12 protein-coding genes are annotated in these 11981 nt (G+C 35.1%); 8 read left to right on the forward strand and 4 right to left on the reverse strand.

All coding sequences use genetic code 11. The features are described 5' to 3' along the window. Window positions 1–33 precede the first annotated feature (33 nt). Window positions 34–1179, reverse strand: coding sequence for a helix-turn-helix domain-containing protein (locus BHE19_RS08705; protein WP_070906744.1), 1146 nt, complete (start codon window positions 1177–1179; stop codon window positions 34–36). 183 nt (window positions 1180–1362) lie between these two features. Between BHE19_RS08705 and murQ the strand changes: the two genes are divergently transcribed. The 8 genes from murQ to BHE19_RS08745 all read left to right on the forward strand — a co-directional run bounded on the left by murQ (window position 1363) and on the right by BHE19_RS08745 (window position 5818). Further along, window positions 1363–2175, forward strand: coding sequence for an N-acetylmuramic acid 6-phosphate etherase (gene murQ, locus BHE19_RS08710; protein ID WP_070906745.1), 813 nt, complete (start codon window positions 1363–1365; stop codon window positions 2173–2175). 161 nt (window positions 2176–2336) lie between these two features. Then, window positions 2337–2558 carry a DUF6095 family protein gene (locus BHE19_RS08715; protein ID WP_017498392.1) on the forward strand — a complete coding sequence of 74 codons (222 nt, stop codon included), beginning with the start codon at window positions 2337–2339 and terminating at the stop codon, window positions 2556–2558. Between the two features lie 27 nt (window positions 2559–2585). After that, window positions 2586–2816: a hypothetical protein gene (locus BHE19_RS08720; RefSeq protein ID WP_070906746.1), complete on the forward strand. Its 231-nt coding sequence runs from the start codon at window positions 2586–2588 to the stop codon at window positions 2814–2816. Next, on the forward strand, window positions 2801–3115 hold the full coding sequence (locus BHE19_RS08725) for a type II toxin-antitoxin system RelE/ParE family toxin (RefSeq protein ID WP_070906747.1): 315 nt from the start codon (window positions 2801–2803) through the stop codon (window positions 3113–3115). The genes BHE19_RS08720 and BHE19_RS08725 overlap by 16 nt, the downstream gene beginning before the upstream one ends. Further along, a complete protein-coding gene (locus tag BHE19_RS08730; protein ID WP_070906748.1) occupies window positions 3103–3675 on the forward strand; it encodes a pentapeptide repeat-containing protein in 573 nt (190 codons plus the stop codon). Before BHE19_RS08725 ends, BHE19_RS08730 begins: the two co-directional genes overlap by 13 nt. A gap of 63 nt (window positions 3676–3738) precedes the next feature. Then, window positions 3739–4314, forward strand: a complete 576-nt coding sequence (locus BHE19_RS08735; protein WP_070906749.1) for a DUF1572 domain-containing protein — start codon at window positions 3739–3741, stop codon at window positions 4312–4314. Between the two features lie 318 nt (window positions 4315–4632). Beyond that, entirely contained in the window at window positions 4633–5004 is a 372-nt protein-coding gene (locus BHE19_RS08740; RefSeq protein WP_070907134.1) for a DNA topoisomerase IV, read from the forward strand. 34 nt (window positions 5005–5038) lie between these two features. Further along, window positions 5039–5818 (forward strand): TerC family protein, encoded by a 780-nt coding sequence (locus BHE19_RS08745; RefSeq protein ID WP_070906750.1) that lies wholly within the window; start codon window positions 5039–5041, stop codon window positions 5816–5818. A 250-nt stretch (window positions 5819–6068) separates the two neighbouring features. Here the strand turns inward: BHE19_RS08745 and BHE19_RS08750 are convergent, their stop codons facing one another. The 3 genes from BHE19_RS08750 to BHE19_RS08760 form a co-directional block, all read right to left on the reverse strand. Beyond that, window positions 6069–8786: a DNA gyrase/topoisomerase IV subunit A gene (locus tag BHE19_RS08750; protein WP_017498399.1), complete on the reverse strand. Its 2718-nt coding sequence runs from the start codon at window positions 8784–8786 to the stop codon at window positions 6069–6071. An 81-nt stretch (window positions 8787–8867) separates the two neighbouring features. Then, the gene (locus BHE19_RS08755) at window positions 8868–10052 is read right to left on the reverse strand and encodes a DUF3298 domain-containing protein (protein WP_070906751.1); all 1185 of its coding nucleotides are present in this window, start codon (window positions 10050–10052) and stop codon (window positions 8868–8870) included. Between the two features lie 34 nt (window positions 10053–10086). Continuing rightward, on the reverse strand, window positions 10087–11958 hold the full coding sequence (locus BHE19_RS08760; protein WP_070906752.1) for a DNA topoisomerase IV subunit B: 1872 nt from the start codon (window positions 11956–11958) through the stop codon (window positions 10087–10089). Window positions 11959–11981 lie beyond the last annotated feature (23 nt).

Consider the following 11981-nt stretch of genomic DNA (forward strand, 5'->3'; position numbering starts at 1 on the left):
CGCAGGGAAGTAGTACTTTATGCAAAGCCTTTATTATGAGGCGTTCCGAAAAGCTGTAGGGGTTAGATTTGTATATTTTTTAAAAGAGGTATTAAAAGAAGATTTGGAATTAAAACCTACTTCATACAAAATTTCCAAAACTGTGAGCTGACTTTTGGACTGATCTTTCAGTATATTCATTGCTTTTTGAATACGATATTCATTCACAAAATCAAAGAAATGCTGATCGATATGATGATTGATCAAAACCGATAAATCCCGAACCGGAATATTGATTTGATTCGAAAGTTCCTGAATGGTAAGCGACGGATCCAGAAAAGGTTCTTTTTCGGTCATGTAAAGCTTCAATGTCGCAATTTGATCTGAAATCACTTCATTTTGATGCTCCTTTTCTCCGACATTATTATTCTGTTTAGGAAGAATATCTTTGGCCAACTGTAATTTAGAATCGATACCACGAAAAAGATCCGGATGATTCAGGGCTTTTAATACAAACCAGCAGGTTATTACCAAAACCATAAACTGTAATATTACATTAGACCAAATCCATAACGAATCATAATTCACATATCTTAAAGCATTCTTAATGATACATAAATAATACAAAACAAAGAATATAGCCGCTATCTGAAGCAGCCATTTAAAAACAGAACTTCTGGGATTGGTATAATTTTCCTCATATATTGCTTTGTATTTTTTTAAGACCAAAGCTACTCCAATGCTGTAAAATACAATTTGCAAGGCCAAAGCGAGAAACAAAAAGAACATCTCCGGCGACTGATCACGCTGGTTGTAAAACACTATTTTTTCGGCGTTCGTTAAAAAGTAAAGCCTGAACATATAAAACACATTCAGGAGTACAAATGGAATTGCGTGTAGTAAATGTTTCGATCTCAATCTAAAATCTGTAAAACAAACGGACAAAACGTACAGATAGAAAAAAGGCAAAACCAGAGAACAAGCCGTCCATCTGAAAAATTCTAAATTAAAATGGGCTTTTATAAACTCATCATCAATAAAAATACCGCTGTTATCAAGGGCAAAAAATATTAAATAGAAAGCAAACATTCGGTTTGTCAATTTATTCTTTGTTTGCACTGTGAGTAAAAAGAAGGCCAGTAAAAAAGAAACAAAGACTGATATTTTTGCGATACTCGTTAAAAAGCTAATTATATCCATTCCAAATTTTTAATTATTTAACAAATATAATGTTTTAGTTGTTTTAATAAAGGCTCAACAGAGCAATCATTTCATCAGAAATTACAACAAAAAAATATTCTAAATCTTCACGACTTTACGTTCCAAATTTCGGGATTGCAAGAAAAAAGATTAATTTTGACCCAGTTCAATTAACACGAAAAAATGACCTTTACAAAAACTACAGAACAGTCCTCAAAATACGAACATTTAGAAAAAATGTCGGTTCATGAACTTCTGGTTAACATCAATCAGGAAGACAAAACTGTTCCTGATGCAGTCGAAAAAGCGATTCCGCAAATTGAAACTTTAGTAGCACAGGTAGTTTCTAAATTAAAATTAGGCGGTCGATTATTTTATATCGGTGCGGGAACATCCGGACGCTTAGGTGTTGTTGATGCTTCAGAATGTCCTCCAACTTTTGGTGTTCCTTTTGATTTAGTAAACGGAATTATTGCCGGTGGTGATACTGCCATTCGTCGTGCCGTAGAAAATGCCGAAGACAATGCAACTCAAGCCTGGATTGATTTACAGGCGAACCATATTGATCAAAACGATGTAGTGATTGGTATCGCGGCTTCAGGAACTACGCCTTATGTGATTGGCGGTTTAGAAAGCTGTAATCAAAACAATATTCTTACGGGCTGTATCACTAACAATGCAGGAAGTCCTTTGGCGCTTACTGCTCAATTTCCGGTTGAAGTGGTTGTAGGTCCGGAATTTATCACCGGAAGCTCCCGAATGAAAGCCGGAACAGCTCAAAAATTAGTGCTCAATATGATTTCTACTGCTGCAATGATTCAGCTTGGAAAAGTAAAAGGCAATAAAATGGTCGATATGCAATTGAGTAACATCAAACTGGTAGATCGCGGTGTAAAAATGATTATGGGAGAAATTCCAGTTTCCTACGAACAAGCCAGTGAATTATTAAAAAAATACGGCAGCGTACGAAATGCTGTGGACAATTATAATCTTTAATGTGAAATGTTTTTGGTAAGATGTTTTTGGTGAGATGTAAAATGAGATTATGCATATCTAGTCGTAAATTTCAATAGGTACTAAACTTGAAACCTGAAACTTGAAACATTAAAACCTGAAACTCTCAAAACCTGAAACTCTCAAAACCTAAAACAAAAAAAATGGCAACAAATAAAGAATTATTAGGAAAAGGAATTAAATATTTATCGGGTTCATTGCCTTTATTGTTTATTGGGCCGTCGCTAATTTATAACGCTTTTATGAATCAGCATACCAACTGGCATTATCTGGTTTTGGGAATTGGAATTGTGGCTTGTTTAAGCGCTATGTTTTTGATCTTTTACGGATTGAAAATCATTATGAAAGGTTTATTTAACGACTAATTTGTATCTTTACTCAAATTCTTTATTATGGATATTCAAGCAGAACTAAAGTGGATTCATCAGGAAATTGATAAAGTAAAAGACCCTTCGTTTGTCGAGAAGCTAAAACATCTTTTACAGTCTGTAAACAACAGTACAGTTGATTCAGACAAAGCCTACAATTTAGACATTGAAAACGCTTTGGAAAACATCAAAAAAGGCAACTTTTATACGGAAGACCAGGCTAAAGAGATTGCAAAAAAATGGGGAAGAAAATAATTTGGTCCAGCAGTGCTTTGAATCAATTAGAGGACATTCATTTTTACATTTTCTTTGAAAGCAAATCAATTGCAATTGCTGATAAAGTTGTCAATACTATTTTTGACAGTACCGAAATTCTTAAAACTCAACCCGAAATTTATAAACACGACACTCAAAAAACCAATAATGATGGTAGTTTCAGAGTTTATTCGGTTTACAATTATTCGGTTTCCTATCAAATAACAGAGGAAATCATTTATATCCTTAGGGTGCGTCACAATTCACGAAAATCCAAAAAACACTCATGGAAAGTCTAATTCACATTCAAAAAACCTTCGAAAAAGTTACTTATATTGACAAGAAAATAAACAATCGGGAGTTTGAAGATTGTGTTTTTAAGAATTGTGATTTCTCGAATAGCAATTTTGCTTACAACACCTTTTTAGACTGCGAGTTTATCGATTGCAATTTGTCAATGACAAGTTTGTCCGGCACCAGCCTGAAAAATGCTACATTCAAAAATTGCAAGCTTCTTGGAATTGCTTTTAACGAATGTGATGATTTTCTATTCCAGGTTTATTTTGAAGAAAGTACATTAGATTATGCTGTTTTTTCGAACAAGAAAATGCCTAAAACTAAATTTATCAACTGCTCTTTGCGCGAGATTTCTTTTATAGGATGCAATCTAACCAGCTCTTTGTTTGACAATTGCAATCTCGAGGGAGCTATTTTTAACGATACACAACTGGCAAGCGTCGACTTTAGAACTGCCTACAATTATAAAATTGATCCTGAATTTAACCCTATGCGAAAAGCACAATTTTCAACTCAGGGCATTGTAGGACTATTAGACAAATACGATATTAAAATTGTATAGTTTTTTGCCACGAATCCGTGACAAAAAATAAAAACTTATTTCCGCTAAACCAAATGTATCACTATGAAAGCAACTGATTCCTATTTAGAAAGCGTTAAAAAACAGTTTTTGTACTATAAAATGCTGGGGGAAAAAGCCATTGCACAATTAGAACCCGACCAGCTTTTTGTTACCCTTAATGAAGATACCAACAGTATTGCTACAATTGTAAAACACGTTTCAGGTAATATGCTCTCACGTTGGACCGATTTTTTAACGTCTGATGGCGAAAAAGAATGGCGCAATCGTGATTCGGAATTTGAAAATGATCTGAAATCTAAAGAAGAAGTCCTGCTGATCTGGAACAAAGGCTGGGATTGTTTACTGAATGCCTTAAACAGCTTAAACCCGGAACAACTTTCAGACATCATTTACATCCGAAACGAAGGTCATACCGTTATTGAGGCAATCAACAGACAGTTGGCGCATTATCCTTATCATATCGGACAGATTGTTTTTTATGCCAAACAATTAAAGAAGGGCGACTGGGACAGCTTATCGATTCCAAAAAACAAATCGGGAAATTACAACGCCGAAAAGTTTGCCAAAGAAAAAGAAATCAAGAACTTTACTGATGATGAATTAAAGCGATTGAAATGATAGAATTTCATGCAGATCTTGGCGGATTATACTGGTGGATTCTCATCCGATTCTGCAAAACAAAACTGGCTTCAGAACAAGGTTTTGAAAACAGAAGAAGGAACTTGTTTTTTCTGACTTTTTTAAACTTTTTAGTTCTATTTTTATTTTTATCCTTTTGTTATTATAAATATAAATAATCTTTGTACTTCAAAAAACCTCTAATAAATACTAATGCCCTAGCCCTGATGGAAGCGGCATCCTTTTATGTCTGCCGCGGCAGACGGAAAAGATATAGCGTACAGCAGGAATCAGCTCCTTAAAAAAACAAATTACATTATGAAAAAAATTATATTCTTACTTCCATTATTAGGTTTAATGTCATGTTATAACGCGGAACACAACTGCAAAGATTTTAAAAATGGAAAATTCAAATTTGAATTTGAAGTAAATGGTGTCAAAAAAACCACTGTTTTTGAACGTAAAGACAATATCGAAATCGAAACTTTCGAAGGTAAAACAGACACTTCAACCATCAGATGGGTAAGTGATTGTGAATACATTTTACAAAAAAAACATCCTAAAAATATGGCTGAAGAAAAAGCCATCAGCATGAAAATTCTAACCACTTCTAAGGATTCTTATACTTTTGAATTTGGAATGGTGGGTTCTGACCAAAAACAACGTGGCACAGTAGTAAGAGTTGAGTAAATAATCTGTTTAAATGTTTTAAAACACCTTTAGTATGGAAGTTTTTCTAAACCCCGATGCCTGGATTGCCTTACTGACATTGACTTTTCTGGAAATTGTCCTGGGGATTGACAATATTATTTTTATATCCATCGTCACGGGGAAATTACCTGAAGAAGATCGAAAGAAAGCCACCCGAATTGGTCTGTTTTTAGCCATGTTTATGCGTATCGCCCTGCTGATGGGAATTTCGTATCTGATTGCCATGAAAGCAACTCTTTTCAGCATTCACTGGCGCTGGTTCGAAGGAGATTTTACGGGTCAGGCAGTCATCTTGTTTCTGGGCGGTTTGTTCCTGATTTATAAGAGTACTAAAGAAATCAGCGAAAAAGTGGACCATCATGCTGAGGAGGAAAAAACACTTAAAACTGTTGCCAAAAAATCATTCTCGAACGTCATTATGCAAATCCTCCTGATCGATTTGATTTTTTCTGTCGACTCGATTTTAACGGCTGTCGGTATGACAAATGGTGTCCATGGTGCTTTAACAATCATGATTACAGCAGTAGTCATTTCGGTATTGGTTATGATGTTGTTTGCGGTTCCCGTTGGAAATTTTGTCAACAAGAATCCGTCCATTCAAATATTGGGGCTTTCATTTTTGATTCTGATCGGTTTTATGCTGATTACGGAAAGCATGCACTTATCGAATGCAGCACTTGCAGGTGAGCATATTGGAGCGGTACCGAAAGGTTATTTGTACTTCGCCATTTCGTTTTCGCTTGCTGTGGAATTTATCAATATGCGAATCCGAAAAAAACATTCATCACATTAAATGAGTTTCTCTCTTTGGCGTTTAGCTTTCGCCCTTACAGGGCTAAAACAATAACACCTTTTTATTATTCATAGCGCTTTGCACTATGCTATTGCTGAAGCTCTTTCAGAGCTGCCAGTTTACATCAATTTCGTTCCGAAAGTTGACTTCTTAACAAAAGAGAGAATTAATTAGAAAAAAAATGATCTTATACACATAAAAAGAAAGAGGAAGTTCCAAAATTTTGAAACTTCCTCTTTTTTATTTTCTATTATTCGAGAACGAGACCTATTTGGCCATCATCATCTAATTCTGTTTCAACAGCGTCATCATCGTCTGCGATTACCCTCTCCGGAACTTCTTCAACCGGTTCTTCATAAGGCAGCGGTTCTAAGAGGTTTACTTGTTTTAGCTTATCACTCGTCAGTTGATTTCCGAGTGCTTTAAAACCTTTTACAGCAATAAAATCTTCAACATCAATATGTAAATCTTCTTTCTGAACTCCTTTTACTTTTGCAAAAACCAATTGGGCTAGCGGACGGTAATCTGTTGATACAATTTCTAATTGCGAGTTCGGGTGATCTGTAATAAAACTTTCTTCTTTACCCTCATTTTCCACAAGGAAACGTTTTAAGAAATAACGTTCTTTTTCTCCATCGTAATAGATTGCCGAAATTGGTTTTTTAGGTTTCCATTTTTCCAAAACAATCATATCTTCCTCGAAATGGGTCGACAATTCCGGAATAATCACTTTCAACTTACCGGCCTGACTTATAATCAGAATTTTATCGCTTGGTTTAAACTCTCCCAGCAATTCTCCTCTGGCATCGACATTTAAACGTTTAACAGTATCATCAAACCAGACTTTTCTTGGCAGTAAAGTCGAAATTCCTTTTTCTTTTAATTCTATTTTCTTGATTGGATATTTGGTTACCAAATTTCCTTTTGATCCACGGCCTTTGATGGCCAGTTTAGCAAAATCAATATCGAATTTCAGTTTTTTAATGGTTCCTATTTGACGCAGTAAAATAGTAACGACCTCTGCCTCTCCATTCGGATTATGCGAAAAATAAACCACCTGTGAACCATTCGTTCCGTTAGTCAAATCATACGCTTTATCACGTGTAACTCCGGTAACATTAAAACGTTTAATATAGGAAGGTCCGGATTTACCATCACGATACATCATGTTGTAAATTGTACGCTTATCGCTCTTATCAAAAACAGCGACGTGTATAATATCTTTTCCTATAAATGTTTTGGCATCTACTTTTGAAATCATCATTGTACCATCACGCAGGAACACAATAACATCATCGATATCCGAACAATCGGCTACATATTCGTCTTTCTTTAAACTGGTTCCTACGAAACCTTCTTCTCTGTTTACAAAAAGTTTTGTGTTGCGCAAGACCACTTTTGTAGCTTCGACATTATCAAAAACACGAAGTTCAGTCTGACGCTCACGGCCTTTTCCGTATTTCTCTTTTAATTTAGTGAAGTAGGCAATAGCAAAATCTGTTAAATTCTCCAGATTATACTCTACCTCCTTCATTTCATCTTCTAACTTCGCGATAAAATCATCTGCTTTGTCAGAGTCAAAACGGGTAATACGAATCATCGGTATTTGAGTCAATCGCTGTAAATCTTCATCGTTGATCTCTCTGACGAATGATTTTTTGAACGGCTCAAAACGGTCGTATAAATATTTGTAAAGTGACTCTCTATCTGAATACAATTTGAAGTCAATGTACATTTCTTCTCGAATGAAGATTTTTTCTAAAGTCGAGAAGTGCCATTTATTTTTTAATTCCTCTAACTGAATTTCTAGCTCCTGACGAAGTAAATCAACGGTTCTGTGAGTCGATATTTTCAACATCTCAGAAACTCCGATAAACAACGGCTTATTGTCTTCAATCACACAACCTAAAGGTGCCACAGAAGTTTCACAAGCTGTAAAAGCAAACAGCGCGTCTATGGTTTTATCCGGAGAAACTCCCGGGAAAAGATGAATTAAAATCTCAACATCGGCTGCAGTATTGTCTTCAATTTTCTTGATTTTGATTTTACCTTTTTCGTTGGCTTTCAAAATACTGTCAATTAAACTCGAGGTATTGGTCGAAAACGGAATTTGTGTAATTACCAGTGTATTTTTATCCAACTGAGCAATTTTTGCACGCACACGCACACGTCCGCCACGAAGTCCGTCGTTATAATTAGACACATCGGCAATACCCTGCGTCATAAAATCAGGATACAGCGTAAAAGCTCTTCCTTTTAAGATTTTAATCGAAGCATCAATTAATTCGTTGAAGTTGTGAGGTAAAACTTTTGTTGAAAGTCCTACTGCAATCCCTTCAGCCCCCTGTGCCAAAAGCAACGGAAATTTTACCGGAAGATTGTTCGGTTCTGCACGACGACCATCGTAGGAAACACCCCAATCGGTAATTTTTGGAGAATACAAAACCTCTAAAGCAAATTTAGACAAACGTGCTTCAATGTAACGCGAAGCCGCTGCTCCGTCACCTGTTAAAATATTACCCCAGTTACCCTGGCAGTCGATCAATAAATCTTTTTGTCCAATTTGTACCATAGCATCACCAATACTCGCATCTCCGTGTGGATGATACTGCATGGTGTGACCAACAACATTGGCAACTTTGTTATAACGACCATCATCCAGCTCTTTCAAAGAGTGCATAATACGACGCTGAACGGGTTTAAATCCGTCCTCGATAGCAGGAACTGCACGTTCCAGAATTACGTACGAAGCATAGTCCAAAAACCAGTCCTTGTACATTCCGGTAACTTTCGTAATTACGTCTTCACCTTCCTGTTCCTGATTTTCGTAAAAATGCGCTCCTTCAAAATGTTTGGCATCTACATCGATAATTTCATCGTCATCTCCCTCCTGAATGTTATCCAGGTTTTCTTCTGAATTATTCTCGTCGTCACCCGGAATGATGTTATCGTCTTCTTCGTCTTTCATTTATTTATATTCGAAATTATAAATTTTTATTTTTTATTCTGAAAAATTTGATTGTCTAATTAAATCAAAATTAGCTTATTATTAATTCGAATTATACTTATCCAGAATAGTGTTTTTTAAAATATATGGTTTTAATTCTTCATAGCTAATAAAAATATGTGGTTCTCCTCCTGCAAAACCAACTAATTCATAAGGAGCATAAGAAAATGTAATTCCTGTTGGCAAAATATAATAAGTATTAGCAAATGGTATTGTAGATGGCACTGCATCACCATACTCTGATCTTATTCTATTTTCATAAAACTCAATAAATTTTTTATCTTTAATGTTTAGAATTTGAACTATTTCTATTTTTCTTCCAGTACTTACTTCATAATTATCATATGATGTATGATATAAACCGTGTGCTCCACCCATATAGTTGTACCAGTAACCCGAAATTACATAAATATTTGAGTCAATAAAAATAGGCGAACTAGTATATAAGCTTTCTGACATGTAATTATCATCACTTACTGACTTTTTAATGCCAAAATTATGTTTCCACTTTTTATGATCTTTTATACTAAGCGAATCTGCGTACAAATACTTTAAATTAGAACTTAAAGCTTCAAAACTCTTATCATTTGATAAAATTTCTCCGAAGAAAATATAATCTCTTGATGGCGTATAATCTCTTGCATTACCTTTTTTATAAGCTTCTCTAGTATCAAATAATGTATAATCTATTTTATCATAACACTTATAAGATGGAAATTTTGTACTTGGATAAATTTTATATTTTTTTTTATTGTAGATACATTCTATAAACATTTCCTCACTACCTAAATTGTATAATTTAATATTACAAATAACCTTATCACTTTCGTCTCTATGATAATATACTTCTCCTGTATAGAAATTATCTTTTTTATTTTTTATAATTCCGAAACCAAAAATTTGATTTTCTCCATCAATATAAAGATCACCTGATTTCCAATATCCACCATATTCTTCAGTTAATTTATTCGAAATATGAATTTGAATTTTTTTATTACTATCAAGTATTCCTTCAAAAGAATAAATAAAAGGAGCTTCAATTTTTAAAGTATCACCTCCAATTACTATTGAATCTTCTGCGATTTTATAAATTAAACTGTCATTACTTTCTTCAATTTCAACTTCATTAACTTTATTTGCAACAACAAGTTCTTTCTTATCTTCCTTTTTATTAGACTGGCACGAAAGAAGTAATAAAATCGATAAAACAAAAAGATGTTTTTTCATGAATGAAATTTAATTACTAATCATTAAAATTTATTTAAACCTCAGCCTCAACTGCATCCAGCTCTACCTTCAAATTCTTGATAATAAACTCTTGCCTGTCCGGGGTATTTTTACCCATGTAAAAAGATAATAATTGCTCGATTGAGGTATTTTTATCCATCATAATTGGGTCAAGGCGAATGGTGTCTCCGATGAAATTTTTAAACTCATCCGGAGAAATCTCTCCTAAACCTTTAAATCGGGTAATTTCCGGTTTTGGTTTTAGTTTTTCGATCGCGTCTTTTCGTTCTTCTTCAGAATAACAATAGATGGTTTCTTTTTTATTACGAACCCTGAAAAGCGGTGTCTGCAAAATATATAAATGGCCTTCTTTGATTAACTCAGGGAAAAACTGAAGGAAAAAAGTAATCAACAGCAAACGAATGTGCATACCGTCGACATCGGCATCGGTTGCGATTACGATATTGTTGTAACGCAATTTCTCCAGTCCGTCTTCGATATCAAGCGCTGCCTGAAGCAAGTTAAACTCTTCATTTTCATAAACAATTTTCTTACTCATTCCATAGGAATTCAAAGGCTTACCACGTAAACTGAAAACCGCCTGTGTATTCACATCACGCGATTTGGTGATCGATCCGGAAGCCGAATCTCCCTCGGTAATAAAAAGGGTACTCTCCAGGTTTCTTGGATTCTTTGTATCCGGAAGATGCGCACGGCAATCTCTTAATTTCTTATTGTGAAGATTGGCCTTTTTAGCACGATCTGTAGCCAGCTTTCTAATTCCGGACAATTCTTTTCGCTCGCGTTCGGCCTGCAAAATTTTTCGCAATAAGGCTTCTGCGGTCGTTGGGTTTTTATGCAGGTAATTGTCTAACTTGGTTTTGATAAAATCGTTCACAAAGGTACGAACCGAAACCGGAGGTGTCCCGTCATCAGAACCCATATCAGTAGAACCTAATTTGGTTTTAGTCTGAGACTCAAAAACCGGCTCCATAACCTTAATACTAATCGCACTCACAATCGATTTACGAACGTCAGATGCTTCAAAGTTTTTATTGTAAAACTCTCGAATGGTTTTTACAATTGCTTCTCTGTAAGCCGCTAAGTGCGTTCCTCCCTGTGTCGTGTTTTGTCCGTTGACAAAAGAGTGATATTCTTCACTGTATTGCGTTTTACTGTGCGTTAACGCTACTTCAATATCATGCTCTTTTAAATGGATTATAGGGTATTCTAAATCTTCTTCGTTGATGGTTTCTTCTAATAAATCACGAAGTCCATTCTCTGAATAATATTTTTCTCCGTTGAAAATAATCGTCAAACCATTGTTCAGATAACAATAGTTCTTGACCATTTTGATCACATATTCTAAACGGAATTTATAATTTTTAAAAATCGATTCATCCGGCGTAAAAGTTACTTTTGTTCCTTTTCGCTTGGTAGTATCAATCACATCTTCTTCAAGAACCAGATTTCCTGCTGAAAACTCTGCTGCTTTTTGTTTATCATCACGAACCGATTCTACACGAAAATAGTTCGACAATGCATTCACTGCTTTTGTTCCGACACCATTCAAACCAACCGATTTCTGGAAAGCTTTTGAATCGTACTTTCCTCCCGTATTCATTTTTGAAACGACATCTACTACTTTCCCTAACGGAATTCCACGTCCGTAATCACGAACCGAGACCGTTTTATCTCTGATAGTCACTTCAATAGTTTTTCCTGAGCCCATTACAAACTCATCAATACAGTTGTCCAGTACCTCTTTTAGAAGAATATAAATACCATCATCAGGCGAAGATCCGTCTCCCAATTTCCCGATATACATTCCGGGACGCATACGGATATGTTCTTTCCAATCGAGTGATCGAATGTTATCTTCGGTATATTGATTTTGCTCTAGCATAAAGTGAATTGGATTTTTGGCTA

The organism is Flavobacterium tructae, assembly GCF_001853485.1.
Taxonomy (GTDB): domain Bacteria; phylum Bacteroidota; class Bacteroidia; order Flavobacteriales; family Flavobacteriaceae; genus Flavobacterium; species Flavobacterium tructae.

What these genes read in the sequence shown, in the direction of transcription:
- BHE19_RS08705 (WP_070906744.1), bottom strand. Translation starts at nt 1,179, where the DNA reads ATGGATATAATTAGCTTTTTAACGAGTATCGCAAAAATATCAGTCTTT.
- murQ (WP_070906745.1), top strand. Translation starts at nt 1,363, where the DNA reads ATGACCTTTACAAAAACTACAGAACAGTCCTCAAAATACGAACATTTA.
- BHE19_RS08715 (WP_017498392.1), top strand. Translation starts at nt 2,337, where the DNA reads ATGGCAACAAATAAAGAATTATTAGGAAAAGGAATTAAATATTTATCG.
- BHE19_RS08720 (WP_070906746.1), top strand. Translation starts at nt 2,586, where the DNA reads ATGGATATTCAAGCAGAACTAAAGTGGATTCATCAGGAAATTGATAAA.
- BHE19_RS08725 (WP_070906747.1), top strand. Translation starts at nt 2,801, where the DNA reads ATGGGGAAGAAAATAATTTGGTCCAGCAGTGCTTTGAATCAATTAGAG.
- BHE19_RS08730 (WP_070906748.1), top strand. Translation starts at nt 3,103, where the DNA reads ATGGAAAGTCTAATTCACATTCAAAAAACCTTCGAAAAAGTTACTTAT.
- BHE19_RS08735 (WP_070906749.1), top strand. Translation starts at nt 3,739, where the DNA reads ATGAAAGCAACTGATTCCTATTTAGAAAGCGTTAAAAAACAGTTTTTG.
- BHE19_RS08740 (WP_070907134.1), top strand. Translation starts at nt 4,633, where the DNA reads ATGAAAAAAATTATATTCTTACTTCCATTATTAGGTTTAATGTCATGT.
- BHE19_RS08745 (WP_070906750.1), top strand. Translation starts at nt 5,039, where the DNA reads ATGGAAGTTTTTCTAAACCCCGATGCCTGGATTGCCTTACTGACATTG.
- BHE19_RS08750 (WP_017498399.1), bottom strand. Translation starts at nt 8,786, where the DNA reads ATGAAAGACGAAGAAGACGATAACATCATTCCGGGTGACGACGAGAAT.
- BHE19_RS08755 (WP_070906751.1), bottom strand. Translation starts at nt 10,052, where the DNA reads ATGAAAAAACATCTTTTTGTTTTATCGATTTTATTACTTCTTTCGTGC.
- BHE19_RS08760 (WP_070906752.1), bottom strand. Translation starts at nt 11,958, where the DNA reads ATGCTAGAGCAAAATCAATATACCGAAGATAACATTCGATCACTCGAT.